Here is a 24,681-nt window from a genome sequence, read left to right as displayed (position 1 = left end):
CGCCGCAACTTTCCACTGGAAGGTTGTCGGTCCATCATCGGAAACAAAAAAAGCCCGGTTCGACCGGGCTTTTTATGTTGAAGACCGGTTCAGCGGCTGGTCAGGAAAACCGCTTCCTCGTCGTCGCGCTGCCTGCCGCCCAGTGCTGCCGCAGCGCTGGCGATGAAGGCGCCGATAACCAGCGACAGGGCGCCAAGCAGGGCGAAGGTGGCGCTGCCTTTCCGGGCGGCGTCGGCGGCCTTCTTGGCCTTGACCTTGGCGTCCTCGACCCTGGCCACCAGGGCGTCGACACGTGCCTTGGCGTCAGCCTCGGAGACACCGGTGCGGGCGGCGACCAGCTGCGACAGATAGGTCTTGTCGTCAGCCGAAATTTCGCCTGCCGCCGCACTGGCGATGAGGATGCGCGAGGCCTGTCCGACCGCCGCGGCATCGCTGTCCGGATTGGCCGCCGCGAGCCTGGCGGCATCAGCCGGACGGAACAGCGTATCCACAAGATAGGATGTCGCATTGTCGGCCGGTGCGCTGCCGGCATTGGCGGACGCGCCGGCCGAAGCACCCATGGCGGCGCCCGAGGCAACAGTAGAAGCCGCCTGCACGCCTGAACCAAGCACTGCCGACAGCGCCGACCCGAGAATGCCGACGACCAGCAATGTCGCCAGCGCCCAGGCGAGGAGGCCGTGCGCGGTGTCACGGAAATAGACCTCGTCGGTGTGGATGCCGACCCATTTGGTGCGCAGGCGTCCGGCAAGATAGCCACCGACCCCGGAGGACAGCCATTGCACGATGATGAGCCAGATCGCGCCGGACACCGCGAAGGTGGTCAGCGAGGCACTGGCGCCGGACCACGGCGAGACCATGGTCAGCCCCAGCCCCGAACCGAGCAGCATGAGGATGAAGGTCAGCGTCGAGGCCGCGAAGGCGCCGGCGATGATCGGACCCCAGCTGACGGCCGGGGCGGAGGATTCTGTTGAGGCGGATACGTCGACAGCCGATACGGTGGACTGCATCGACGCCTCCTACCGTACGAACAGCATGATGAGAATGATGATCGGGATCGGAATACCGAGCAACCAGAGCAAAATACCGCGTCCCATAGAGAGCCTCCCTGCGAGAAATTGATCGATGTCGTCACAATGTTCCTGAGCGATTTCCGTTCCGAAGGGCAATGAAATGATTTGCTTGCCGGGAACGGAACTATTTTCCGCGCGGCCCGAGGCACGACTGCGAAACTGTGGATTGGTTCACGGAGTTCCACATGGGCTGCCGTGTATTGTTGGCTCGGTGAGCCGGGGGTAGCATGAGCGATCCCGCCGTCGGATGTCGTCAACGGAGACGCTGATGCCCAAGACTGTCGCATCGCTGGCTTACAGAAAGGCGCAGCCCGGCCAGGCGGTGGTGATCGTGCACGGCATGGGCGAGCAGCGGCCGATGGGTACGCTGAGGGGATTCGTCCAGGCGGTCTGGAGCAGCGATCCCACTCGTGCTCCACCCTACCCCTAGATTCCCGATCCGGCCGTTTCCGGCGCCACGATCAACCAGAGCTGGATCACGCCCGACAGCCGGACCAAGTCACACGAGCTGCGCCGCATCACCACGCCCTACGACGTCGATGGCCGCCGTACCGATTTCTACGAGCTTTATTGGGCCGACATCACGCAAGGCACGACGCGCGGCCGGCTGGCCGCCTGGGTGACGAACCTGTTGTGGCGCAAGCCCGCCGACATTCCGCTCGACGCCCGCAAGCTTTACGTCGCCACACTTCTGATCGTTATCGTCATTCTGGGCGCAGCACTCGTGCTGGCAACATCGGTCTGGCAACAGGCCGTTACCTTGACGACCGGCCTGATGATCACCACCCTCGCTTCTTTTGTCATCTGGGCGGTGGATCAGTTCGCCCTGCCCTATTTCGGTGACGTCGCCGCTTATGTGCGAGCCGAGGCGGCGACGATCGAGAAGCGTGCGCTGATCCGCGACAGAGGCCTGACGTTGCTCAAGACGCTGATGAAGGACGATGCTTACGACCGCATCGTGCTGGGCTCGCACAGCCTGGGATCGATCATCGCCTATGATTTGCTGCAGATCCTGTGGGCCGAGTTCCGGCCGCGAAGGCTGGAAGCGGTCCGCGACAAGGCCAAACTGGCGGCGGTCGAGGCCATCGACAAGGCAACGCTCGGCTCTGATGGATCAGCGTGGCCAAAGAATCTTGAAGACCTCGCCGGGTTCCGGCGCGGCCAATGGGCGCTCTACCAGCAGCTTCGGACCAAGGACGCCGACCACCCGCTGCCCTGGAAGATCAGCGATTTCGTCACGCTTGGCAGTCCGCTCTCCCACAGCGAATTCCTGGTGACCTACAATCTCGCGGAATTCAGGCGTGGCCTTGCCGAGCGCCTGTTCTCGGCCTGCCCGCCGATTGCCGATGACGGGCGCGCCGGCGGCACCGTGCTTTACCAGGAAGGACACAGCCAAGCAGGCAAGGCGCAGCGCGCGGTGCATCATGGCGCGGTGTTTGCGGCAACGCGCTGGACGAACGTCTACGACCGCGGCAATGGCTGGGCGACAGGCGATCCGATTTCCGGTCCGATGACGGAAAATTTCGGCCCCGGTGTGGAGAACATCCAGGTCGAGCTTCGCAGCTCACTTGGACGTATCTTCACCCACACGCTTTATTGGTCATCGACGGCAAACGGCGTCGAAATCGCCCCGCCGGCGGGCACCGCGCCGCGCTCGCATCTGCAAGTGCTGCGCGACGCGGTGGACCTCGGGCGAAAGCTGGAACCGAGTTGAGTGGCGGCGTTGAGAACGGTTCATCGCAAACGCTGGAGATTGGCTGAGGCCTCACCCACGTCATCCTAGGGCGAAGCAGGAGCGAAGCTCCGTCGCGAAGACCCTAGGATGACGAAGCGATGGGCCCCCAGCCATCAAATGTCCAGATTGGCCACCGACAGCGCATTGTCCTGGATGAATTCGCGCCGCGGTTCGACCTCGTCGCCCATCAGCCGCGAAAACAGCGAATCCGCATCGGTGGCGTCATTGACCTTGACCTGCAGCAGCGAACGCACATTCGGGTCGAGCGTGGTTTCCCAGAGCTGCTCGGCATTCATCTCGCCGAGGCCCTTGTAGCGCTGCATGGTCAGGCCCTTGCGGCCGGTCGCAAACACCGCGTTGAGCAGCGCCAGCGGCCCCGAAATGGTTTCGGAGACATCCTTGCGGCGCAGCACCGGCGGCTCGCCATAGACTTCCATGAGGCGCGGGGCATAGCGGTCGAGCTGGCGTGCGTCGGCCGAATTTATCAGCCCGGCATCGAGCTGCGCGAATTCCTTGACGCTGCGCACCGTGCGTTCGAACACATAGCCGCCGACGCCTTCATTGGAGGTCGACAGCCGGCCGCTCCAGCCGCGCTCGGTGTCCTCGGCAATGATGTCGAGGCGCTGGGCGACGCGTTCGGCCATGGCGTTGGCGCGGCCGAGGTCGTTTAGCACATCGGCGTTGAGCGCGCCGGCGATCGCCGCCTGTTCGACCACGCCCCTGTTGTAGCGCGTGTGCAGCCCGTTGATGAGCTGGCGCACGGCCAGTGCATCATCGATCGAGCCGCGCAGATCCTGTCCGGCCCGCGCCTCGCCGGAGGCAAGCGTCAGCGACGCCTCTTCCAGCCCGGAGCCGATCAGGAACTCCTCGAAGGCGCTCTCGTCCTTGATGTATTGCGAGCTTTTTCCGCGCGTCACTTTGTAAAGCGGCGGCTGGGCGATGTAGAGATGGCCGCGCTCGATCAGCTCCGGCATCTGGCGGAAGAAGAAGGTGAGCAGCAAGGTCCTGATATGGGCGCCGTCGACGTCGGCGTCGGTCATCAGGATGATCTTGTGGTAGCGCAATTTGTCGGCGTTGAACTCGTCCTTGCCGATCGAGGTGCCGAGCGCGGTGATCAGCGTGCCGATCATCTCGGAGCCGAGCATGCGGTCGAAGCGGGCGCGCTCGACATTGAGGATCTTGCCGCGCAGCGGCAGGATCGCCTGGTTCTGGCGCGAACGGCCGCCCTTGGCGGAGCCGCCGGCCGAGTCACCCTCGACGATGAAGATTTCGGATTTCGCCGGGTCGCGTTCCTGGCAGTCGGCAAGCTTGCCGGGCAGAGAGGTGACGCCGAGCGAGCTTTTGCGGGTGATGTCGCGGGCCTTGCGCGCGGCTTCGCGCGCCGCAGCCGCCTGGATCACCTTGTCGATAACCACCTTGCCCTCGCTGGGGTGTTCTTCCAGCCAGGTGCCAAGCGCCTCGTTGACCAGGCCTTCGACCACGGGCCGCACCTCTGACGAGACCAGCTTGTCCTTGGTCTGCGAGGAGAATTTCGGATCGGGAACCTTGACCGACAGCACCGCCGTCAGGCCTTCGCGGCAGTCGTCGCCGATCAGCGCCACCTTTTCCTTCTTGGTCAGGCCCGACGATTCGCCATAGCCGGTGATCTGGCGCGTCAGCGCGCCACGGAAGCCGGCCAGATGGGTGCCGCCATCGCGCTGCGGGATGTTGTTGGTGAAGGCCAGCACGTTCTCGTGGTAGCTGTCGTTCCACCACATCGCCACTTCGACGGTGATGCCGTCGCGCTCGGCCTTGATGGCGATCGGCTTGTCGATCAGCGGCTTCTTGACCCGGTCTAGATATTTGACGAACTCTTCCAGGCCGCCATCATAGTGCAGTTCGTGGCGCACGAGATCGGCATGGCGGGCATCGGTCAAAATGATGCGCACGCCGGAATTCAGGAAGGCGAGCTCGCGCAGCCGGTGCTCCAGCGTGCCGAAGTCGAACTCGACCATGGTGAAGGTTTCGGCCGACGGAAAGAAGGTGATTTCGGAACCGCTGCGGCCTTCATAGGTGCCGGGCTGCTTGTTCTGCTCATAGCTGCCGGTCGCCTTGAGCGGCGCATCGGCATTGCCATGCGTGAAGCTCATCTCGAAAATCTGGCCGTTGCGGCGGATTTTCAGCTTCAGCCAGGCCGACAACGCGTTGACCACCGAGACGCCGACGCCGTGCAGGCCGCCAGACACCTTGTAGGAATTCTGGTCGAATTTGCCGCCGGCATGCAGCTGCGTCATGATCACTTCGGCCGCCGAAACGCCTTCGCCAGTGTGAATATCGGTCGGAATCCCGCGGCCATTGTCGATAACGGTGACCGAACCGTCGGGATTGAGCGTCACCGTGACCAGGTCGGCATGGCCGGCCAGCGCCTCGTCGATGGCGTTGTCGACCACCTCATAGACCATGTGATGCAGGCCCGAGCCGTCGTCGGTGTCGCCGATATACATGCCCGGCCGCTTGCGGACAGCATCCAACCCCTTCAAAACCTTGATGGAATCGGCGCCGTATTCGGCCTCAGCGCCGTTGGCGTTGTCGCTTTGATCGCTCATGAAAACCTGTCTGATTGATGCCGCATGCTCAGCGCGAAAAAATGGCTTCGAATCACGCCGCTTTGATGTCCTAGATATAGGCGCAAAAGGCGGTTTTTCCAAGGTTTGCGGGCATTTCAGGGCTGAATCCCGAGCTGGCAGCCGGCTATTTTTTCGCGGCTTTCAATTTGGCCAGAAGACGGCGCAGATATTTGATCGTGGGTTTGTCCCTCGGCGCCAGTTTGCCTGTGCGGTCAAGCTCCAGCGTCAGGTCTAGCGCCTGCGACAACACAGCCTTCGGATTCTTCGCCACATAGGCATAGTTGATGTAGGCCTGTACCAGATCGAATTGCCAGATCGCATTGTCCGGATCGGACAGGGCCAACCGCTGGCGGATGGCCAGGCTGGCTTCGAAGGCCTTCTTCGAGCCCTCATAGTGGCGCTGCTTGGTCTCCAGCAGGCCTATTTCCTCGAACGTGATCGACAGGTCGCGCTGCCAGTCGGAATTGCCCGGGTCGAGATTTGCCAACCGGTCGGCAATGACGAGACTGTCCTGGTAGTTCTGCAAAGCACCGGCGATATCGCCCTGGGCATCAAACACGCCGGCAATTTTTTCCAGACAGACCGACAGGTCGCGCTGCCAATCGGTGTTGCCTGGGTCGCTGGCGGCAAGGTCTCGCGCCGTGGCCAGCGCCTGCTGGTAGGCCTCCAACGCGAGTGGCCAGTCCTTCTGGTCGCCGTAAGCATTGCCGATCTTGGCGTAACCGACCGACAGGTCGCGCTTCAAATCGGTGTCGTTTGAGTCGCGGCGCACCAGCGCTTCGGCGATTATTTGGCTCTTGTTGTAGGCGTCGAGCGCGCCCGCAGCGTCGCCACGCTCGCGCAGGACGTCGCCGACCCTGGTGTAGCTGACGGAGACGGCGCGCTGATGCCTGGGGTCGTCGGGGTTGTTCTGCGCCAGCGCCAGCCGAATTCTCAGGCTCTCTTCGAATGCAGTCTGGGCGCCATCCAGCTGGCCGGCGGTGCGGGCAAGACCGCCGATTTCGTCGTAGGTAATGGTCAGGTCGCGCAGCAGATAGACGCTGTTCGGCTCGGCATCGGCCAATTGCTGCTTGATGGACAGGCTTTGCTGGTAGGCCTGGGCTGCCGCACCCACGTCGCCTTGCGTGGCCAGCACATTGCCGATCTTATCATGGGCCATGGCGAGATCGCCGAGCCAGTCCTTCTTGTCCGGCACGTCTGTGGTCAGGCCCTGCAACATGTCCCTGGCCGCCTCATAGTTTTGCAGGGAGGCCGGCAGATCGCCTTGCGCCATCTTGATGTTGGCGAACTTGATATGGCCGATGGCGAGGTCGCGCTTGACGCTCGGATCGGTTTCTTGACGCGCTCGCTGCTCAAGATTGGCGACCAGCGCCGCAAAGGCGCGGCCGGCGGCGTCGGTGTTGCCAACCGTCGTGTAGAGGATGCCGAGCTCTTCCAGCGTGCGGCTTTGGCGGTCGGCCTGTTCCAGGCTGAGAGAGGTCTGCCCGGCCTCGCCGTAGAGCGACAGCACCGTTTCATAGTCCTTGATGGCGGTGGCATAGTCCAGGGTGGCACGCGCCGCGCCGCCCGAGAGAAATCGCGTCGCGGCTTCGGACAGGGTGCGGCTGACGAAATTGGCCTTCAACGCCTGGCGCGAGACATTGTCGACGTCGGCGGCCTTGGCGAGGATCACGCGTGCGCCATCGAAAGCGCCGAGCGCCAACTGTTCCTCGGCCTGGCGGCGCAGTTCGGTCACCTGCGGGTCGTCGGCGGCCAGCGTCTTCATCTCGCCGCGCACCTTGACGAAGGCGTCGGCCGCCTCGCGCAGCTTGGCGTCCAGGCTTTCGCCGGAGAGATGGCTGGTGTCGGAACTGATCAGCGCGCCATAGAGCGGCGCCAGCGGCATGTCGGCATCGCTGGCGACCCGTTCGACCGCGCCGCGCATTTCCGGCGTCACATCGGCCATGGCAAGCAACAGCCGCTCGCGCTCCGGCAGTTGTTCCTTGGCCGCCGAGGCGAAGAACAGCTTCGGCAGCCCGCTTTCGACGTAGGGCAGCTGTTTTCCGCGCGAAAGGTCGTAGACCTCCTGCTGCACCAGCGTCAGCACCGAGCGGATTTCGAGCCCGTCGGTGCCGAGGTATTTGATCAGCGCCGCTGTAAAGGGCGAATTCGCACCGGTACCGTCGGCAGCCGCCTCGCCGGGCGCCGCCGAAAAGGCGAACAGGATGTTTTCCGCCTTGCCGACGCGTCCGAGGCCCGGCTTGATCTTGTCCACAAGGTCCTTGATCAGCGATGTGGCGCCACGCCCGTCGCCGTTGCCGCCTGTGAACGGATCGCTGCGGCAGGCGTCGAGCACGATCAGCCCGACCTTCGCCGTGGCGGCAACCGCATCGCGCACTTCCTCCAGCGGCAGGCTGGTCTTCTCCAGCTGGTCGAGCGAGGAGGCATCGGCATCGACCGGCAGAAGACGGTTGTCGCCGGAGATTTCGACGCCATGGCCGGAGAAATACACCAGCGCCACGTCGGCGCCCATGGCGTCCTCGCGAAAATCGTCGAGAGCCCGGCGCATGCGCCTGAGATCACGATTGGTCTCGACCACGACCTCGAAGCCGAGCTTCTTCAGCGCCACTTCCATCACCTCGCCGTCATTGACAGGATTGGCCAGCGGCCGCACCAGCCGGTAGTCGTCCTCGGCAATGACCAACGCCACGCGCCGCTCCGCCACCGCTGTGGCGGTGGTCGCAAGCATCAACAGCAAGGCAAACAACAGGCGCAAATCGAACCGCCCCCGGCTCAGTCACCTGCCGACCATTCCACCTCTTTATGGCATGAGCAAGCCGGGGCCGGCTGCGTTACGTAGCCCGCATCGGCTTCAGCGCCCCGCTCCAGCGCGAGAGCTCGTCCAGCATGGTCTTGGTCCCACCCTCTACCTGCTCACTAGCCTGGAAGGAGCCGTCGCTCTCCAGCAGTTTCTGATACATCGGCAGCGCGACGCCTTCCGAGATGGGCATGACGCCCACCGCGGTCAGCAGTGGCTTCAGCGCCTGCGCGGCGCGCAGGCCTCCGGAAACCCCGCCATAGCTGAAGATGGCGGCAGGTTTGTATTTCCATTCGCGCGCAAGGTAGTCGATGGCGTTGACGATCGCAGGCGCCACGAAATAATTGTACTCCGGCGCAACGAACACGAAGGCGTCGGCGGCATCAATGACCTTCGACCAGGCTTTGGTGTGGTCGTTCTGGTAATTGCCGAGCCTGGGGTGATGCGGCTCGTCCAGAACCGGCAGATGGAACGTGGCAATGTCGGTCAGCACCGGTTCGAATTTGCCGTGCTCGCGGGCAAAATCCTCCAGCCAGTGGGCGAAGACCGGCCCGGCGCGGCCCGGCCGCGTGCTGCCGATTATGATGTTCAGCTTGTGCTTCAAGCGGACTCTCCTGGCGATTGGCAGTAGCTGTTGGCAACTGTCACCTATGGCAGAGTGTCCAACCGGACAAGCCGCAACCGTTTCACCGGCGGTCACGATCCGATGAACACACCGTCTGTCGGGCACACCGGGCGCTGCAGCGTTTCAGTTTGCCGTTCGGTCACATGGACGCCCGGATTGCCAGCCACTACATCTGAGCTATCAGCGGAGCACCTCATGGACACGCAGCCCGTCCCCTTCGTGCCGCCAGCGCCCAAGCCGCGCACGACGCCGCCTTCGACGCTGGAGATGATGCGGATCGTCTACCGCAATCCGCTCGAACTGTGGGGCGAGCACACCTACAACGAGCCCTGGATTTCGGCGAATGGCGTCGGCGGGCATCTGATCGTCGCCAACGATCCCGGCCTTATCCGCCACGTGCTGATCGACAACGCCAAGAACTACAAGATGGCGACGGTGCGCCAGATGATCCTGCGACCGATCTTGCGCGACGGGCTGTTGACCGCCGAAGGCGAGGTGTGGAAGCGCTCGCGCAAGGCGATGGCGCCGGTGTTCACGCCGCGGCATATCTTCGGCTTCGCCGAGCCGATGCTGCGCCGCACGATGCAGTTCGTCGCCCGCTATGACGAAGGCGGCATGACCGATGTCGCCCATGACATGACGCTGCTCACCTACGATATCCTGGCCGAGACGCTGTTTTCGGGCGAGATTGCGGGCGAGCCCGGCAGTTTCGCGCAGGAGATCGACCGCCTGTTCGAAACCATGGGCCGTGTCGATCCGCTCGACCTGTTGCGCGCGCCCGAATGGCTGCCGCGGCTGACCCGCATCCGCGGCCGCAAGACCATGGCCTATTTCCGCAAGATCGTCACCGATACGGTCAAGATGCGCGAGGAGCGGCTGAAGCGCGACCCCGACACCGCGCCGCAGGATTTCCTGACGCTTCTGCTGCGCGCCGAAGGCCCCGACGGGCTGACGCGGGCGGAAGTCGAGGACAACATCATCACCTTCATCGGCGCCGGCCACGAGACCACCGCGCGGGCACTAGGCTGGACGATCTACTGCCTCGCCGAAGCGCCGTGGGAGCGTGAAAAGGTCGAGCGCGAGATCGAGGCCGTGCTGGCGCGCGAACCCGACCCAACGAAATGGCTCGACGCAATGCCGTTCACCCGCGCCGCCTTCGAGGAGGCGCTGCGGCTTTATCCGCCGGCGCCGTCGATCAACCGCGAGCCGATCGAGACGGAGACCTGGAACGATCTGGTGCTCCCCAAGCGCGCGGCCGTACTGGTGATGCCTTGGGTCGTCCACCGCCACAGAAAACTGTGGGACATGCCCGACGCCTTCATGCCCGAACGCTTCCATCCGGGAAACCGCGAGAAGATCGACCGCTTCCAGTATCTGCCGTTCGGCGCCGGTCCGCGCATCTGCATCGGCGCCAGCTTCGCCATGCAGGAGGCGATCATTGCGCTGGCCATCATGCTGTCGCGCTTCCGCTTCGATGTGACCGCCGAGACCAAGCCGTGGCCGGTGCAGAAACTGACGACACAGCCGCAAGGCGGCCTGCCGATGCAGGTGACGCGGCGCGTTTAACGGCGCAACGCCTTGTTACGCGATGCCGGCGGGCTTGCGCTGGAATTGGCCTGCGGCGCGGAAGCGCCAGAGATAGCTGGGCAGGATTGTGCCGATAGACTGCGGCTGGATGTCGAGGCCGGCAAGGTTCCGGTTGGCCTTGTTGGCCTCCTCCGACACGATGTTGGGCTGGCGCAGCAGCAGCACCTGGTCCTTGGTCAGCAACGGGTTGGGCAGCAGGCCGAGGATCGAGGCCTGCAGATTGGCCATCCACCACGGCACCGGGACCAGGAGCCGCTTGCGCTCGATGACGGTGAGCAGCTCTTCCATGCACTGCTTGAAGGTGAGCACTTGCGGCCCGCCGAGTTCATAGATCTGGCCGCCCTTGATCTTGCCCTCGACCGAACGCGCCACCGCTTCGGCGACATCGCCGACATAGACCGGCTGGAACTTGGTCTGGCCGCCGCCGATTAGCGGCAGCACCGGCGAATAGCGCGCCATGTCGGCGAAGCGGTTGAAGAAACTGTCCTCGGGTCCGAAATTGATCGACGGACGGAAGATGACGGCGTCCGGGATCGTCTCCAGGACGGCCTTTTCGCCGAGCGCCTTGGTGCGGGCATAGTCGGATTCGGCGTTGAGGTCGGCGCCCAGCGCCGAGATGTGGGTGAGCCCTGCGCCGACCGAGCGTGCGGCTTCGGCGACGGCGCGGGCGCCGAATTCGTGCACGGTGTTGAATTTCTGCCGGCCGCTTTCATGCGGGATGGCGACCAGATTGATGACATGGTCGGCGCCCTGCACGGCGCGGTCGACAGACCAGCGCACGCGCACATTGGCCTGCACCGGCTGGATCTGGCCGACATTGCCGAGCGGCTGCAGATGTCCCGCTAGATCGGGCCGGCGCACCCCCACCCTGATGCGGTAGCCGCGCTTGGCCAGCGCCCGCACGATGTGGCGGCCGACGAAGCCGGAGCCGCCGAAGACGACCACGAGCTTGGGGATCTGCAGGATTTCGGTCATGGCTGGCTCCGGCGCTCGAAAGCTTGGCTGAAGCCGTTTCATAGTCCGTTTTGGGCCAAAGGCAAAGGGTGACGCGTCGTCGCTGCCACCCTCTTATGGACCCTTCAGAACGCCTTGCCGAGGCGCGCGTCGACCGACTGGCGGTTGCCGCCGCGGATAACGAAGAACAGCAGGATCGCCGCCCATAGAAGCGACTTTTCAGCGCCGGAAAAGCCCTGGCCGACAGTGATCCAGTGGAACCAGACGGTGACCAGCAGCACGATCATACCGGCAAAGGCTGCGGGCCGAGTCAACAGGCCGATGGCGATCAGAATGCCGCCGAAGAATTCGGTGCAGGACAAAAGCAGCGACCAGAACGCGCCGGGATAGAAGCCGAGGCCTTCGACCATCTCGGCGGTGCCGAAAGGGTTGGTGATCTTCTGCGAGCCGTGAATGGTGAGAAACCCGCCGGCGACGACGCGCAGAAGGGTTTCGGCGCCATCATACAGTGACGAATACAGGCGGCCAAACACCGGAACGATAAGTTTGCCCCGGGAAGCGTCGGTGGTTGCGGACATCGTAGCTCCTGTTGTTGTGACGATCCCTTGCAAACGCCCGATGGTTCCGGCAAGTCAAGTTAACAAAAGTTAACTTCCCCATCATGTTTTAGCACACAGAGCACGAACGCAGAAAACCCCGCCGAAGCGGGGTTTTCCGGGTGACGCAACGGTCGAGACAGAGCGCAACGGGGCGGATAAGCTGAGACGGCATACGCCCGCCCGGGCCCTGGACGTATCCGACAGAAGACACCGACCGGGCAAACCCGACCCGGCAGCTATTGGTCGTTGCGATCGGTAGAAAGGTTCAGCCAGGTCGCGTTGTCGCAGGACCGCTTCAGCCCGAATAGCGCTCGGCGAACTCGGAAATGCGCTGCACCACGGCTTTGGGGGCATTGATGCCGCGCGCCTGCGCCTTCTCGGCCGCTTCGGCCCGCGCCCGGCCCGGCACGTGCACGCCAAAGCGCCGGCGCAGCCGGTCGAGCTGGTTCTTCATGCGCTGCTCGAAATCCGGGTCGAGCAGTTTTGGCTCGACGGCGAGCACGAACAGGCCGGTTCCCGGGCTGTCCGTTCCGCCGGAGAACCAGGGCGCGTCGAGCGACCAGTTGGCGCCCGACAGGCCAGCCGCCAGCACTTCAACCATCAGCGCGATGTTGGCGCCGCGCTGGCCGCCGAAGGCCAGCATGGCGCCCTTCATGGCCGCGGCCGGATCGGTGGTCGGGTTGCCGCTGGCGTCCAGCGCCCAGCCTTCGGGGATCTTCTTGCCGTCCTCGGCCGCCTTGCGGATGTTGACGAAGGCGGTGGCGCTCGACGACTGGTCGATGACCAGCGGCGCGCCATCGGCGGCGGGTGCCGCAAACGACATCGGGTTGGTGCAATAGACCGGCTTGACCGAGCCCGAGCCCGCCAGCACCGCCGGTCCGTTGGTGGCGGCGAAGGAGACCAATCCCAGTTGCGCCAGACGCCCGGTGAAATAGCCGAGCGCGCCGCACGTATAGGCGTTCTTCTGCGAGAAGATGGCGACGCCGAACAGCTTTGCCGCCTTGGCGAGGTCGTCGATGGTGCGGTCGAAGCCGGTATGGGCGAGGCCGCCACGCGCATCGGAGAGATAGACGGCGAGCGCCGGCCTGGTGATCACCGGATCGGCATTGCCGTCGATGCGGCCGGCTCCCAGCGCTTCGAGGTAATCGATGAAATGGGTCAGCCCAACGGTCGAAAGCCCTTCCGCCTCGGCGGCAATGATCGAGGCGGTGAGCGACCGCGCCGCCTCCTCATTGGCGCCGGCGCCGAGCGCCGCCATCCGGCACAGCCCTGTTGCCTGGTCGAGAGAGAGTTGCATGGTGCGGACCCGATTGGTGGTGAGTGATTAGGGAGTAGTCAGTAAGGTGTAGCGAAAGCAAGCGGTTTCCCGGTCATATGCTGACTACTCACTACTGCCTGCTCACTATTCCTAGCCCACCTTGTTCGGTATGCGCGCCTCGATCTTGCTGAATGCAAACACCAGTATGCCGGTGATGATCATGTAGATCAGCGCCAAAAGCAGCAAGGGTTCGTAGGTGAGGTAGGTGTCCTGCCGGACCTTGGACGAGACTGCGAAGATGTCGATGACGCTGATCGTCGCCACCAGCGGCGTCGACTTCAGCTGCAGCACGGTTTCGCCGGTCAGCGTCGGCAGCGCCCGGTAGATGGCCTGCGGCAGCCAGATGCGGCGGAAAATCTTCCAGCGGCTCATGCCGAAAGCGCGGGCCGCCTCTAACTGCCCCTTCGGCACGCCGGCAAAGGCGCCGCGCATCACCTCGCCCTCATAGCCGGCGAAGGACAAGGTCAGTGCCAGCACGCCATAAGGCCAGGCTTGCCTCAGATACGGCCACATCCAGGATTCGCGGATCCAGGGAAATTGCGGAAACAGCGAGCCCAGCCCGTAATAGAGCAGCCATAGCTGGATCAGCAGCGGCGTGCCCCTGATGACGGTGCAGAATGTCCTGGCGGGCGCGGAAAACCAGAAAGAGCCGGCGGCCTGCGCGAGCCCGAGCGGCACGGCCAGCAGGAAGCCGAGAAAGCAGGTGACGGCCAGGATCCACAGCGACCGCCAAATGCCGAGAAGCCCCATTTCATAATATTGCGGCAGCCAGTCCCAGCGCATGAAGAAGGCTGCGCCGAAAACCAGCGCGATCGCGACCAGGATCAGCACGATGCGATGCGGCTGCAGCCACAGCGACGTCCGCGCGGCAACATTGATGATGGTCGCTTCTCCGGCCATCAGCGCGCATCCTTGAGCGACGGCATACCGCGCCGCGACCAGGCCTCGAGGCGGCCGATGAGCAGGTTGGAGACCAGCGACAAGATGAGATAGAGCACGCCCGCGGCGAAAAAGAAGGTGAAATAGGCTTTGGTGACGCCCGCCGCCTGCCGCGTCGCCAGCGCCAGTTCGTAAAAGCCGACGACTGCCAGAAGGGCCGTATCCTTGGTGGCGATCAGCCACAGATTGGCGAGCCCGGGTATGGCGAAGGGCAGCATCGCCGGCAAGGTGATGCGCCGCAGCATGAGCCCGGGTGACATGCCATAGGCGCGGGCGGCTTCGATCTGGCCCTGCGGTATGGCTAGGATGGCGCCGCGGATCACTTCGGTCGAATAGGCACCCTGGACAAAGCCGAGCACGGCGATGCCCGCGGCAAGGCCGCTGATGTCGACGCGCTGGTAGCCCATAGCGGTCAGCGCCTGGTTGATCAGGTCCGTCCCGGCATAATAGAGCAGCAGGATCAGCACCAGTTCGGGCACGGCGCGCACGATGGTGGTGTAAACCGCCAGCAGGTCGCGCACGACAGGACCGCCGTAAAGCTTGCCAAAGGCGCCACCGGTGCCGATCAGAAGACCGAGGACCGTGGCGCCGAGCGCGATCTCGATCGAATGGAGCAGCCCAAGCAACAGCGTGCCGCCCCAGCCCGGCGGATTGGGCGAGAGAAGTTCTATGATGCCGGCCGCCGAGGCCGAAAGAAGTGCGTCGATCAGCGTCGCCCCCGGATTGCTGGCTTCAACCACCGCCGACGGCAGCGCCGGCGGGGGCAGGGAGGCATGGCGCTGACGCCATGCCCCCTAGCTCATGCGAGGATCGTCAGTTCGACTGCGCGCCGCCACCACCGTAAATGTCGAAATCGAAGTATTTCTTCGATATCTCGTCATATTTGCCGTTCGAGCGGATCGCCTTGATGCCGGCGTTGATCTTGGCCTTAAGGTCGGTGTCTTCCTTGCGCACGCCGGCGCCCACGCCCGGTCCGAGCACTTCATCGTCCGGAGCCACCATGCCCTTCAGATCGCAGCAGGCCTTGCCCTGGTCCGACTTCAGGAATGCGTCGAGCGCGATCGAATCCGCCTGGACGGCGTCGAGGCGGCCTGCGGCCAGATCGTTGTTGGCTTCGTCCTGCGTCTGGTATTCCTTGATCTCGGCGGCCGTGGGCCCGAAATGCTTCTTGGCATAGGCCGAATGGGTGGTCGACACCTGCACGCCGAGCACTTTGCCCTTGAGATCGTCCGGCGTGGCGCCGAATTTCTGGTCCTTCGGCCCGATGATGGCGGTCGGCGTGTTGTAGTACTTATCCGAGAAGTCGATGGTCTTCTCGCGTTCGGCAGTGATCGACATCGAACTGGCGATGACGTCGATCTTCTTGGTCGTCAGCGCCGGGATGATGCCGTCCCAGGCGACAGGCGTGATGACGCAGTCGAGCTTCTCCTCGGCGCAGACGGCGTCGATGAACTCGATTTCCCAGCCAACCCATTTGCCGGAAGCGTCCGGCGAGGTGAAGGGCGGATAGGGCTCGGCGGCGACGCCGATCTTGACCGGATCGGCCTTGGCCACGCCCATGGCGGCGACGCCGAGCAGCAGCGCTGCGGCGAATGTTTTCAGAACAGTCTTCATGTCACGACTCCCAGTTTGTTGTTGGTTCCCGGTTTTCTTCCGTCCCGGCTTGTCCTAGCCGATGTTGCGGATGAACTGCTTCAGCCTTTCGGATTTCGGTGCGCCGAATATCTGCTCCGGCGGCCCCTCTTCCTCGACCAGCCCGTTGCAGAGGTAGACGACATGGGTCGCGACCTCGCGGGCGAATTTCATTTCATGCGTGACCAGCACCATGGTGCGGCCCTCGCGCGCCAGGTCGCCGATCACCTTCAGCACCTCGCCAACCAGCTCCGGGTCGAGCGCCGAGGTCGGCTCGTCGAACAGCATGACGCGCGGGTTGATGGCCAGGGCGCGGGCGATCGCCGCGCGCTGCTGCTGACCGCCGGAGAGATAGGCCGGATAGACGTCGCGCTTTTCGGCGAGGCCGACGCGCGCCAAAAGCTTTTCGGCTTCCCTGATCGCCACGTCGCGCCTTACGCCCAGAACATGCACCGGAACCTCGATGACGTTCTCGATCAGCGTCATGTGGCTCCACAGGTTGAAGTTCTGGAACACCATGCCGAGCTTGGCGCGGATGCGTTCGATCTGCCGGCGGTCGGCGGGCACGGTGTGGCCGTGGCTGTCGGCCTTGAGTTTGATCTCCTCGCCATTGACGCGGATGATGCCGCTGGTCGGGTTTTCCAGGCAGTTGATGCAGCGCAGCAGCGTCGACTTGCCGGAACCCGAGCCGCCGATAATGGCGATCACTTCGCCGTCGCGCGCCGACAGCGAAACGCCTTTCAGCACATGCAGCTGGCCGAATTTCTTGTGCAGGTTCTCGACATGGATGGCTTCGGCGGCGCCGTCCTGCGCCTTGCCGGATTGGACTGCGGCGGTTCCCGCCGCGCTCACCGGGGAACCTCTGCCACAGGGTCCACGGCAGATCGTCGAACGTCTATCCGGCTAATCAACATACGCTGTAATGCCCACTCCAGACTTCAGCATGGACCCAACAGCGCGAGCCCGTCAATCCCGCTCATTACGGCACTTGCGGCCTTATTGTGCAAGTGTATAAATAGCCTCCGATGAAATTTTTTCCATTTTTTTCACCTTGAACACGGCATTGAAAAGGGCACTGATGAGCGCTTTCGGATCACAATCCATGGCGGCGCCGTTGCGGCGCGTGCTGATGCGGTCGGCGGCCAATGCCATGCGCGGTGCCGACCGGGCTACCTGGCACTATGGCCCGGGTTTCGACCCGGCGAAAGCGGCGGCGCAGCACGCGGCTCTCGCTGAGCTGGTGGCGGCGTCCGGCGCCGAAATCGAATGGATCGATGACAAGGCCGACGGGCTGTCGGATTCCGTATTCACCCACGACCCGTCGCTGATGACCGACCGCGGCGCGCTGATCCTGTCCATGGGCAAGCCATTGCGCGCCCGGGAGCCATCGCTGCATGAGGAAACCTACACACGCCTGGGTATTCCCATCCTCGGCCGCGTCCAGGCTCCCGGCCAGGTAGAAGGCGGCGATTGCGTATGGCTGGATGCCAGCACGCTGGTGATCGGGCGCGGGGTGCGCTCCAACCAGGAAGGCATACAGCAGGTTTCCAATCTGCTGACGCCGCTCGGCATTTCCGTCTACGGTTTCGATCTGCCGCTGTGGCAGGGCGAGGAGGCGTGCCTGCATCTGATGTCGGTGATCAGCCCGCTGGCCGACGACCTGGCCCTGGTCTATTCACCGCTTTTGCCGGCGCCGTTCTATCAGTTGCTGAAGGCGCGCGGCATCCGGCTGGTGGAAGGCGACGCCGAAGAGTTTGCCGCGTCCAACGGCCTCAGCCTGAACGTGCTGCCGACCAGCCCGCACAAGGTCATTGCCGTCGCCGGCTTTCCCAAGACCAGGGCCGCGATGGAAGCCGCCGGCTGCACGGTTCAAATCTTCGAGGCGGATGCCCTCTGCATCGCCTGCGAAGGTGGGCCGACATGCCTGACGCGGCCCATCCTGCGGCAATGAATGAGCGCCGCAAGTTCCGCCGCGAGGGCGAGGAGCGGCGGCGGCAGGATTTGATTGACGCGACCCTGGACAGCGTGGCCGAACATGGGCTGGAGGGCGCCAGCCTGCGCACCATCGCACTGCGCGCCGGTGTCACCGCCGGGCTGATCCGGCACTATTTCCCCGGCAAGGAAGACTTGCTGCAGGAAACGTACGCGGCGCTGATGGGCCGCATGACCGAGCGGGCGAAGGCGGCATTGCTCATGGAAGACGCCTCGCCGCGCCAGCGCCTTGCGGCCTTCGTTACCGCCAACCTCAACGCGCCGATCATCGATGCACGCGTGTTTTCGCTGTGGGCAACCTTCATCGGCCGCGCCGGCGCGGATCCGAGCCTGGCTCGCGCCCACCGCGAAGGCTATCTTGGCTTTCGCAACGAGGTGGAAGCAGTCGTTGCCGAAGTGCTCGGCGCCGAGCAGCGCAGGCCAAACGCAAATGAACTGCGCCGCCATGCCATTGCCATCAACGCGATCATCGACGGGCTCTGGATCGAAGGCTGTCTGGCCGCAGAGATGTTCTCGCCTGGCGAATTGGCGGCGATCGGCGTCAAAGCCATAGAGGCCGAGCTCGGCCTCGCGCCGCAAAAGGGAGAGAAGCTATGACCACCATCGGCGAAGCGCTGATCACGCTGCTCGAAGCGCATGGCGTCGACACCGTTTTCGGCATTCCTGGCGTCCACACTGTCGAGCTTTACCGCGGGCTGGCGCGTTCAAAGATACGCCATGTCACGCCGCGTCACGAACAGGGCGCCGGCTTCATGGCCGACGGCTATGCCCGTGCCAGCGGCCGGCCGGGCGTTGCCTTTGTCATCACCGGACCGGGGCTGACCAACACCATCACCGCAATGGGCCAGGCGCGCGCCGATTCGGTGCCGATGCTGGTGATTTCGGGCGTCAACGCGATGCCGACGCTGGGAAAGGGGCTGGGCTTCCTGCACGAACTGCCGGACCAGCGCGGCATGATGGAGAAGGTGGCGCTGTTTTCGCAGCGTGTCACCGAGGCCAGCGAATTGCCTGGCGCTTTGGCGCGGGCCTTCGCGCTGTTTTCGTCGTCGCGGCCGGGCCCCGTCCATATCGAGATCCCGACCGACGTCATGGTCAAACCGGCCGACGGCATCGCTGCTTCGCTCACCAATGCAGCGCCGCCGGCGCCGGATGGCGCAGCCATTGCCGAGGCAGCCAAACTGATCGCAGCCGCGCGCCGACCGCTGATCCTTGCCGGTGGCGGCGCCAAGCGCGCCGAACAGCCACTGCAGCGCCTGGCCGAGCGGCTCGGCGCACCTGTCGTCCAGACCGCCAATGCGCGCGGTCTGCTGCACGCGCATCCGCTTTGCGTGCCGGCCAGCCCCAGCCTGAAGGCGGTGCGTGCGCTGATGGCAGACGCCGATCTGGTCATCGCCGCCGGCACCGAATTCGGCCCGACCGACTATGACGGTTACAGCGACGGCGGCTTCGTGCTGCCCGCCAATCTGATCCGCATCGATATCGGCGCCGACCAGCTCGCCCGCCGCCCGGTGAGCGTCGGCATCCAGGCCGATTGCGCGGAGGCGCTTGGTGCACTGCTAGGCGCGCTCCACCCTGATCATGCCGCAGCGAAGGACGGCGAGAGCCGCGCAGCCGCGTCGAGAAAGGCGGCCTTTGCCGAGCTCAGCCCGGCCTATGCCGCGCAGGTGCGTGCGGTGGAAACCATCCGCGACGCACTGCCGGGCGCCATCATCGTCGGCGATTCCACCCAGCCGATCTACGCCGCCAATCTCTATTACGACCATGACCGGCCAGGCGGCTGGTTCAACGCCGCCACCGGTTTCGGCGCGCTCGGCTACGGGCCGCCGGCGGCGATCGGCGCAGCGCTCGCCATGCCCGGCGTGCCGGTGGTTTGCCTGACCGGCGACGGCGGCTTCCAGTTCACCTTGTCGGAGCTAGGCGCGGCGCTCGATGCACCCGCACCGGTCATCTTCGTCGTCTGGAACAACAGAGGCTATCGCGAGATCGAAACGTCGATGCTCGATGTCGGCGTCGAGCCGGTCGGCGTGTCCCCGGCGCCGCCGGATTTCTGCAAGCTGGCCGAGGCCTATGGTATATCAGCCGAGCGGCTTGCCGGTACTGCCGGTCTCGCCGATGCGCTCAAGCGCGCACGCGCAACCAGACTGCCGCACGTCATCGAAATCACCATCGACTGACGCCTGGCCGCGCGCCGGATGTCCATGCGCGGGGGTCGGAAGGGGCGGTCGGCGGCTTCGAGCGATGCAAAGACGCAACAACTGCCATGTCGAGATGTCGGTTGAGTGATCGTGCAAAAGGCGCGACGCTCTGCGTCGGCGCGGCACGACAAGCGACATAATCATAAGAAACGACAGGAGCGTCCAGGATGACGGAAACAGTTCAGGGCAAGCATATCGTGGTGACCGGTGGCACCGGGGCGCTGGGTGCCGCGGTCGTCGGCAAATTGCTGGCGGACGGCGCGATCTGCCATGTGCCCAATGCCCACGCGTCGGCCCCCACGCATTTCCCCTTCGCGGCCCATGATCGCGTCCGGCTGGCGCATAATGTCGATCTCGCCGATCCTGCCAAGGTCGATGCCTTCTATGACAGCGTTCCCGAATTGTGGGCCTCCATCCATCTGGCCGGCGGCTTTGCCATGGCCCCCGTCGAGAAAATCGAATCCGCATCCTTTGCCGAAATGATGGACACCAACGCCCGCACCGCCTTTCTGTGCTGCCGCGCGGCAGTACGCTCCATGCTGGGCTCGAACACAGCGGGCCGCATCGTCAATGTCACGGCACGCGCCGGGCTCGACCCGCGCAGAGGCGCCGGCATGGTCGCCTATACCGCCAGCAAAGCGGCAGTGGCGGCGATGACCGTGGCGATGGCGGAAGAGCTGAAGCATAAAGGCATACTGGTCAACGCGGTAGCGCCCTCGACGCTCGATACGCCGGCCAACCGCGCCGACATGCCGGATTCCGATTTCGGCAAATGGGTCAGCCTCGAAGCCGCCGCCGAGGCAATCGCCTATCTGGCATCACCGGCCAATCTGGCAATGAGCGGAACGCTGGCGCCACTTTACGGCCGCGCCTGAAGTTCCGCCGCGCAGGCGACTCATTTGGTTTGGCTTCCGATGGCGGCCTTTGCCGACCTCGCCTGATTTACAGCGGAGGTTAGCCATTCAATCATGGCGACCGCCGACGCCTCCACGGCATTAGAAGGCCTGCGACTACGTCAGGTTCGAGACGCCCGCTTCCACGACCTCGACTGCGTCGCCGATGGCGATCGCGCCGGCGTTGTTGGGAATCGCATTCTGGCCGAAGATGATGCCGCCCTTGGCGGAGCGGTGGATTTTGCCAAGCGTCTGCAACGGCTCGCGCGGGTCCGGCTGCTCGCCGCTCAACGGATCTCGGGTCGTGATGACGCACCGCGAGCAAGGCTTTGCGATGCGCAACTCGACAGCGCCGATGCGGATCGTCTTCCAGCTGTCTTCGAGCCATGCGCCGTCTGCGTCGACGACGATGTTTGGCCGGAACCGCGCCATCTCGATGGGCCTGGCAAGATGGCTGTTCAGATGGTTCAGCGAGCCTGTCGTGGCGATCAGCAGCGGAAAACCGTCGGCAAAGCCGACGAAATCGCCGGGCTGGCCGAATTCCGCATCGACCGGCCGGTTTTGCGGATCGTCGAAATAGACGAGATCGACGGGCCGGCCAAGAATAGCCGAGAGATAGGCGCCGGCGGCCGGATCGCCCGGCCGCGCGGCAGCCATATCCTTCCAGATCTTGACTTGCCGGAGCGCGGTGCTGGGAGCCGGAGCCTCGACGAAGTGCGAGCCATGCCTGTCATGTTTCAACAGGATGCCCGTTTCGCGATGCTCGACGTCGATCGTCGTCATATCAGGTATCTGGCGAATGGTGAGGAACTGCCCATCCTTGTCGACGACCATCCAGCGGCGGTCGCCTTCCATGCCCATTGTCTCGATGTCGGCGCTCGGCACGGCATGGCCGCGCAGGCTCTTGACCGGATAGCGATAGAGTTCGGCGACCTTCATCCCGCATGCTTCTCTGTTGCCCGAAGGGCCTTCCGTGTTTACGTCTGCAACGACGGCCGAGCCTACAACCGCGCGTGCGGAATTGAAGGGGTTGCACGGTCTTAGTCTTGTGCCAATCGCGCAGCCGAGCATGAAAAACCCGCGAGCCTTGCGGCCCGCGGGTTTTCTTGTTCAGGCTGCGCGCGAGGCGCAGCCGAGGCCTAGCTTGCGCGAAGCGGCTTACGCGCTGCGCGCGAAGCGGCTTAGCTGCCCTGCTTCTTCAGCGCGGCGCCAAGGATGTCGCCCAGCGAAGCGCCGGAGTCGGTAGAGCCGTACTGTGCGACGGCTTCCTTCTCTTCGGCGATTTCCAGCGCCTTGATCGAGACCTGCAGCTTGCGGGTCTTCTTGTCGAAGGCGATGACGCGGGCGTCCAGCTTCTGGCCGACCGAGAAGCGCTCGGGGCGCTGCTCGTCACGGTCCCGGCTGAGGTCGTTGCGCTTGATGAAGGTCTCGATGCCGCTGTCGACCAGCCGCACTTCCAGACCGCCATCCTTGATGCCGGTGACTTCGCAGGTGACGACAGCGTTCTTGCGCAGTTCGCCTGAAGTCGCGGCTTCGCCGACCGTGTCCTTGGCCAGCTGCTTGATGCCGAGCGAGATGCGCTCCTTGTCGATGTCGACGTCGAGCACCTGCGCCTTGACCATGTCGCCGCGATTGTACTCTTCGATGACCTGCTCGCCCGGACGGGTCCAGTCGAGGTCGGAAAGGTGCACCATGCCGTCCACGTCGCCTTCGAGGCCGATGAACAGGCCGAACTCGGTCTTGTTCTTGACCTCGCCCTCGACCTGGCTGCCGACCGGATGGCTCGCGGCAAAAGCCTGCCACGGGTTTTCCAGCGTCTGCTTGAGGCCGAGCGAGATGCGGCGCTTGGCCGGATCGACCTCGAGCACGACAACGTCGACTTCCTGTGTCGTCGACAGGATCTTGCCGGGGTGCACGTTCTTCTTGGTCCACGACATTTCCGAAACGTGGATGAGGCCTTCGATGCCCGGCTCCAGCTCGACGAACGCGCCGTAGTCGGTGATGTTGGTGACGGTACCCTTGATCTTCTTGCCGATCGGGAACTTGGTGCCGATCTCGGACCACGGATCGCTCTCGAGCTGCTTCATGCCGAGCGAGATGCGGTGGGTTTCCTGGTTGATGCGGATGATCTGCACCTTGACCGTCTGACCGATGTTGAGGATCTCGGTCGGGTGGTTGACGCGGCGCCATGCCATGTCGGTGACATGCAGCAGGCCATCGATGCCGCCGAGGTCGACGAACGCACCGTAATCGGTGATGTTCTTGACGACGCCTTCGACAACCTGGCCTTCTTCGAGGTTCTGCACGATTTCCGAACGCTGTTCGGCGCGGCTTTCCTCGAGCACGGTGCGGCGCGACACCACGATGTTGCCGCGGCGGCGATCCATCTTGAGGATCTCGAAGGGCTGCGGGTTGTGCATCAGCGGAGAGACATCGCGGATCGGGCGGATATCGACCTGGCTGCGCGGCAGGAAGGCCACGGCGCCGTCGAGGTCGACAGTGAAGCCGCCCTTGACCTGGTTGAAGATGACGCCTTCGACGCGCTCACCCTTGGTGAACTTCTCTTCGAGCTTGACCCAGCTCTCTTCGCGGCGGGCCTTGTCGCGCGACAGGACGGCTTCGCCCAGCGCGTTTTCGATGCGCTCGACCATGACCTCGACCGTGTCGCCGACCTTGAGCGTCGAGTCCTTGCCCTTGACGCCGAATTCCTTCAGCGGCACGCGGCCTTCGACCTTGAGGCCGACATCGATGATGGCCATGTCTTTTTCGATCGCCAGGATCGTGCCCTTGACGACCTGACCTTCGCCGGAGTGGCCGGCGGTAAATGATTCTTCGAGCAGGCTCGCGAAATCGTCGCGAGTGGGATTTGCAGCTGACATATTTTCTCCTGGAGTGCCCCGCATCTCTTGCGGGACGGGCGCCGTGGGTTAGCGTTGCGTTGGCCTGCCGGCGTTCCGGGCTACAAAAGCCCTGGGCCGCCTAAGCGGCAATTCCGGCGCATGAAGAATGCTGGCAGGCTGGTTCGTGCCCGATATGGGTATTTTCTTCGCTTCCGGCAATCGGTGGCAGCGGGAAAACCCTGGATCAGGCTTTATCTCTCTTGGCCAAGGCGTCGTCGATGATCGCTTTGGCCGCCAGAAACGCGGCCTCTATAGCCATTTCGGAGGTATCAAGCAAGTGCGCGTCGGCGGCGGGCTTCAGCGGCGAGTCGGCCCTGCCCATGTCGCGCTCGTCGCGGCGCATGATATCGGCAAGGATTTCGGCGAAATTGGCAGTGCCGCCGATGCTCTCGATTTCCGCCAGCCGGCGCTGCGCCCGCACCTGCGCACTCGCCGTCACATAGAGTTTTACGTCGGCGTCAGGGCACACGACCGTGCCGATGTCGCGCCCGTCGAGCACCGCGCCCGGCGGCGTTTTGGCGAAATCGCGCTGCTTTTCGACCAGGATGCGCCGAACGGTAGGGTAAACCGCTACCTTCGAAGCCGCTTCGCCGACAGCATGCGCCGACAAGACCGCCCGGTCGAGCTTGGCTAGATTGACCTGGCGGGCAGCGGTTTCGGCCGCCGAGACATTGTCGAGCGGCAGCGCGTGCCGGATCAACGCATAGGCGACGGCGCGGTAGGTAAGGCCGGTGTCGAGCAGGTTGAGGCGGTAGTGGTCGGCCAGACGTCGGGCCAGCGTGCCTTTGCCGGCGCCGGCGGGTCCGTCGATGGCTATGGTGAAGGTCATTGGCGGGCCA

22 protein-coding genes are annotated in these 24,681 nt (G+C 64.2%); 7 read left to right on the top strand and 15 right to left on the bottom strand.

From position 1 onward, the window contains the following. Window positions 1-89: 89 nt before the first annotated feature. Complete coding sequence (locus tag NKJ78_RS04910; protein WP_023739661.1) at window positions 90-1,007, bottom strand: hypothetical protein; 918 nt, start codon at window positions 1,005-1,007, stop codon at window positions 90-92. 331 nt (window positions 1,008-1,338) lie between these two features. On the opposite strand from NKJ78_RS04910, the gene NKJ78_RS04905 reads away from it, so the two are divergent. Together NKJ78_RS04905 and NKJ78_RS04900 are read left to right on the top strand one after the other, a co-directional pair. Then, entirely contained in the window at window positions 1,339-1,500 is a 162-nt protein-coding gene (locus tag NKJ78_RS04905; RefSeq protein WP_352460349.1) for a hypothetical protein, read from the top strand. 189 nt (window positions 1,501-1,689) lie between these two features. Then, on the top strand, window positions 1,690-2,784 hold the full coding sequence (locus tag NKJ78_RS04900) for a hypothetical protein (protein ID WP_352460350.1): 1,095 nt from the start codon (window positions 1,690-1,692) through the stop codon (window positions 2,782-2,784). A gap of 134 nt (window positions 2,785-2,918) precedes the next feature. Here the strand turns inward: NKJ78_RS04900 and gyrB are convergent, their stop codons facing one another. From gyrB to NKJ78_RS04885, 3 genes are all read right to left on the bottom strand, one after another. Continuing rightward, window positions 2,919-5,390: a DNA topoisomerase (ATP-hydrolyzing) subunit B gene (gene gyrB / locus NKJ78_RS04895; RefSeq protein WP_352460351.1), complete on the bottom strand. Its 2,472-nt coding sequence runs from the start codon at window positions 5,388-5,390 to the stop codon at window positions 2,919-2,921. A 145-nt stretch (window positions 5,391-5,535) separates the two neighbouring features. After that, complete coding sequence (locus NKJ78_RS04890; RefSeq protein ID WP_352460352.1) at window positions 5,536-8,166, bottom strand: caspase family protein; 2,631 nt, start codon at window positions 8,164-8,166, stop codon at window positions 5,536-5,538. 76 nt (window positions 8,167-8,242) lie between these two features. Then, entirely contained in the window at window positions 8,243-8,812 is a 570-nt protein-coding gene (locus tag NKJ78_RS04885) for an NADPH-dependent FMN reductase (RefSeq protein ID WP_023745825.1), read from the bottom strand. Window positions 8,813-9,028: 216 nt separating this feature from the next. Between NKJ78_RS04885 and NKJ78_RS04880 the strand changes: the two genes are divergently transcribed. Further along, window positions 9,029-10,399 (top strand): cytochrome P450, encoded by a 1,371-nt coding sequence (locus NKJ78_RS04880; RefSeq protein ID WP_023736883.1) that lies wholly within the window; start codon window positions 9,029-9,031, stop codon window positions 10,397-10,399. 15 nt (window positions 10,400-10,414) lie between these two features. On the opposite strand, the gene NKJ78_RS04875 is transcribed toward NKJ78_RS04880, so the two are convergent. The 8 genes from NKJ78_RS04875 to NKJ78_RS04840 form a co-directional block, all read right to left on the bottom strand. After that, window positions 10,415-11,395: a complex I NDUFA9 subunit family protein gene (locus NKJ78_RS04875; protein ID WP_023732640.1), complete on the bottom strand. Its 981-nt coding sequence runs from the start codon at window positions 11,393-11,395 to the stop codon at window positions 10,415-10,417. 104 nt (window positions 11,396-11,499) lie between these two features. Then, complete coding sequence (locus tag NKJ78_RS04870; RefSeq protein ID WP_023755780.1) at window positions 11,500-11,952, bottom strand: DoxX family protein; 453 nt, start codon at window positions 11,950-11,952, stop codon at window positions 11,500-11,502. 316 nt (window positions 11,953-12,268) lie between these two features. Beyond that, entirely contained in the window at window positions 12,269-13,270 is a 1,002-nt protein-coding gene (locus NKJ78_RS04865; protein WP_352460353.1) for an Ldh family oxidoreductase, read from the bottom strand. A 111-nt stretch (window positions 13,271-13,381) separates the two neighbouring features. Next, window positions 13,382-14,191 (bottom strand): ABC transporter permease, encoded by an 810-nt coding sequence (locus NKJ78_RS04860; protein WP_023714559.1) that lies wholly within the window; start codon window positions 14,189-14,191, stop codon window positions 13,382-13,384. Continuing rightward, window positions 14,191-14,904, bottom strand: a complete 714-nt coding sequence (locus tag NKJ78_RS04855; RefSeq protein WP_196813869.1) for an ABC transporter permease — start codon at window positions 14,902-14,904, stop codon at window positions 14,191-14,193. The genes NKJ78_RS04860 and NKJ78_RS04855 overlap by 1 nt, the downstream gene beginning before the upstream one ends. A gap of 139 nt (window positions 14,905-15,043) precedes the next feature. Further along, window positions 15,044-15,844: a transporter substrate-binding domain-containing protein gene (locus tag NKJ78_RS04850; protein WP_023671323.1), complete on the bottom strand. Its 801-nt coding sequence runs from the start codon at window positions 15,842-15,844 to the stop codon at window positions 15,044-15,046. A 54-nt stretch (window positions 15,845-15,898) separates the two neighbouring features. After that, on the bottom strand, window positions 15,899-16,714 hold the full coding sequence (locus NKJ78_RS04845; protein ID WP_023693139.1) for an ABC transporter ATP-binding protein: 816 nt from the start codon (window positions 16,712-16,714) through the stop codon (window positions 15,899-15,901). A gap of 144 nt (window positions 16,715-16,858) precedes the next feature. Beyond that, on the bottom strand, window positions 16,859-17,014 hold the full coding sequence (locus NKJ78_RS04840) for a hypothetical protein (protein ID WP_196813600.1): 156 nt from the start codon (window positions 17,012-17,014) through the stop codon (window positions 16,859-16,861). Between NKJ78_RS04840 and NKJ78_RS04835 the strand changes: the two genes are divergently transcribed. From NKJ78_RS04835 to NKJ78_RS04820, 4 genes are all read left to right on the top strand, one after another. Further along, on the top strand, window positions 16,941-17,813 hold the full coding sequence (locus NKJ78_RS04835; RefSeq protein WP_023823891.1) for a dimethylarginine dimethylaminohydrolase family protein: 873 nt from the start codon (window positions 16,941-16,943) through the stop codon (window positions 17,811-17,813). The two genes, NKJ78_RS04840 and NKJ78_RS04835, sit on opposite strands and share 74 nt — an antisense overlap. Next, window positions 17,783-18,451 (top strand): TetR family transcriptional regulator C-terminal domain-containing protein, encoded by a 669-nt coding sequence (locus tag NKJ78_RS04830; RefSeq protein ID WP_023823892.1) that lies wholly within the window; start codon window positions 17,783-17,785, stop codon window positions 18,449-18,451. Before NKJ78_RS04835 ends, NKJ78_RS04830 begins: the two co-directional genes overlap by 31 nt. Continuing rightward, a complete protein-coding gene (locus NKJ78_RS04825; RefSeq protein WP_352460354.1) occupies window positions 18,448-20,028 on the top strand; it encodes a 5-guanidino-2-oxopentanoate decarboxylase in 1,581 nt (526 codons plus the stop codon). Before NKJ78_RS04830 ends, NKJ78_RS04825 begins: the two co-directional genes overlap by 4 nt. A 188-nt stretch (window positions 20,029-20,216) precedes the next feature. Then, window positions 20,217-20,924 carry an SDR family NAD(P)-dependent oxidoreductase gene (locus tag NKJ78_RS04820; protein ID WP_023693135.1) on the top strand — a complete coding sequence of 236 codons (708 nt, stop codon included), beginning with the start codon at window positions 20,217-20,219 and terminating at the stop codon, window positions 20,922-20,924. A gap of 135 nt (window positions 20,925-21,059) precedes the next feature. Here NKJ78_RS04820 and NKJ78_RS04815 read toward each other — a convergent pair whose 3' ends face one another. The 3 genes from NKJ78_RS04815 to cmk all read right to left on the bottom strand — a co-directional run bounded on the left by NKJ78_RS04815 (window position 21,060) and on the right by cmk (window position 24,671). Beyond that, window positions 21,060-21,881, bottom strand: coding sequence for an MOSC domain-containing protein (locus tag NKJ78_RS04815; RefSeq protein WP_023822063.1), 822 nt, complete (start codon window positions 21,879-21,881; stop codon window positions 21,060-21,062). Window positions 21,882-22,123: 242 nt separating this feature from the next. After that, on the bottom strand, window positions 22,124-23,821 hold the full coding sequence (gene rpsA / locus NKJ78_RS04810) for a 30S ribosomal protein S1 (protein WP_023703671.1): 1,698 nt from the start codon (window positions 23,819-23,821) through the stop codon (window positions 22,124-22,126). 205 nt (window positions 23,822-24,026) lie between these two features. After that, window positions 24,027-24,671, bottom strand: coding sequence for a (d)CMP kinase (gene cmk, locus NKJ78_RS04805; RefSeq protein ID WP_352460355.1), 645 nt, complete (start codon window positions 24,669-24,671; stop codon window positions 24,027-24,029). Window positions 24,672-24,681 lie beyond the last annotated feature (10 nt).

This window comes from Mesorhizobium sp. M0037 (assembly GCF_040323635.1).
Classification (GTDB): Bacteria; Pseudomonadota; Alphaproteobacteria; order Rhizobiales; family Rhizobiaceae; genus Mesorhizobium.
This window is presented reverse-complemented; position numbering and strand designations above follow the sequence as displayed.

Coding starts and splice junctions, on each gene's coding strand:
- NKJ78_RS04870 (WP_023755780.1), bottom strand. CDS start 11,952: ATGTCCGCAACCACCGACGCTTCCCGGGGCAAACTTATCGTTCCGGTG.
- NKJ78_RS04840 (WP_196813600.1), bottom strand. CDS start 17,014: ATGGCATTGGCCGCCGACCGCATCAGCACGCGCCGCAACGGCGCCGCC.
- NKJ78_RS04830 (WP_023823892.1), top strand. CDS start 17,783: ATGCCTGACGCGGCCCATCCTGCGGCAATGAATGAGCGCCGCAAGTTC.
- NKJ78_RS04815 (WP_023822063.1), bottom strand. CDS start 21,881: ATGAAGGTCGCCGAACTCTATCGCTATCCGGTCAAGAGCCTGCGCGGC.
- NKJ78_RS04820 (WP_023693135.1), top strand. CDS start 20,217: ATGACGGAAACAGTTCAGGGCAAGCATATCGTGGTGACCGGTGGCACC.
- rpsA (WP_023703671.1), bottom strand. CDS start 23,821: ATGTCAGCTGCAAATCCCACTCGCGACGATTTCGCGAGCCTGCTCGAA.
- NKJ78_RS04835 (WP_023823891.1), top strand. CDS start 16,941: ATGAGCGCTTTCGGATCACAATCCATGGCGGCGCCGTTGCGGCGCGTG.
- NKJ78_RS04910 (WP_023739661.1), bottom strand. CDS start 1,007: ATGCAGTCCACCGTATCGGCTGTCGACGTATCCGCCTCAACAGAATCC.
- NKJ78_RS04850 (WP_023671323.1), bottom strand. CDS start 15,844: ATGAAGACTGTTCTGAAAACATTCGCCGCAGCGCTGCTGCTCGGCGTC.
- NKJ78_RS04865 (WP_352460353.1), bottom strand. CDS start 13,270: ATGCAACTCTCTCTCGACCAGGCAACAGGGCTGTGCCGGATGGCGGCG.
- cmk (WP_352460355.1), bottom strand. CDS start 24,671: ATGACCTTCACCATAGCCATCGACGGACCCGCCGGCGCCGGCAAAGGC.
- gyrB (WP_352460351.1), bottom strand. CDS start 5,390: ATGAGCGATCAAAGCGACAACGCCAACGGCGCTGAGGCCGAATACGGC.
- NKJ78_RS04905 (WP_352460349.1), top strand. CDS start 1,339: ATGCCCAAGACTGTCGCATCGCTGGCTTACAGAAAGGCGCAGCCCGGC.
- NKJ78_RS04860 (WP_023714559.1), bottom strand. CDS start 14,191: ATGGCCGGAGAAGCGACCATCATCAATGTTGCCGCGCGGACGTCGCTG.
- NKJ78_RS04825 (WP_352460354.1), top strand. CDS start 18,448: ATGACCACCATCGGCGAAGCGCTGATCACGCTGCTCGAAGCGCATGGC.
- NKJ78_RS04880 (WP_023736883.1), top strand. CDS start 9,029: ATGGACACGCAGCCCGTCCCCTTCGTGCCGCCAGCGCCCAAGCCGCGC.
- NKJ78_RS04875 (WP_023732640.1), bottom strand. CDS start 11,395: ATGACCGAAATCCTGCAGATCCCCAAGCTCGTGGTCGTCTTCGGCGGC.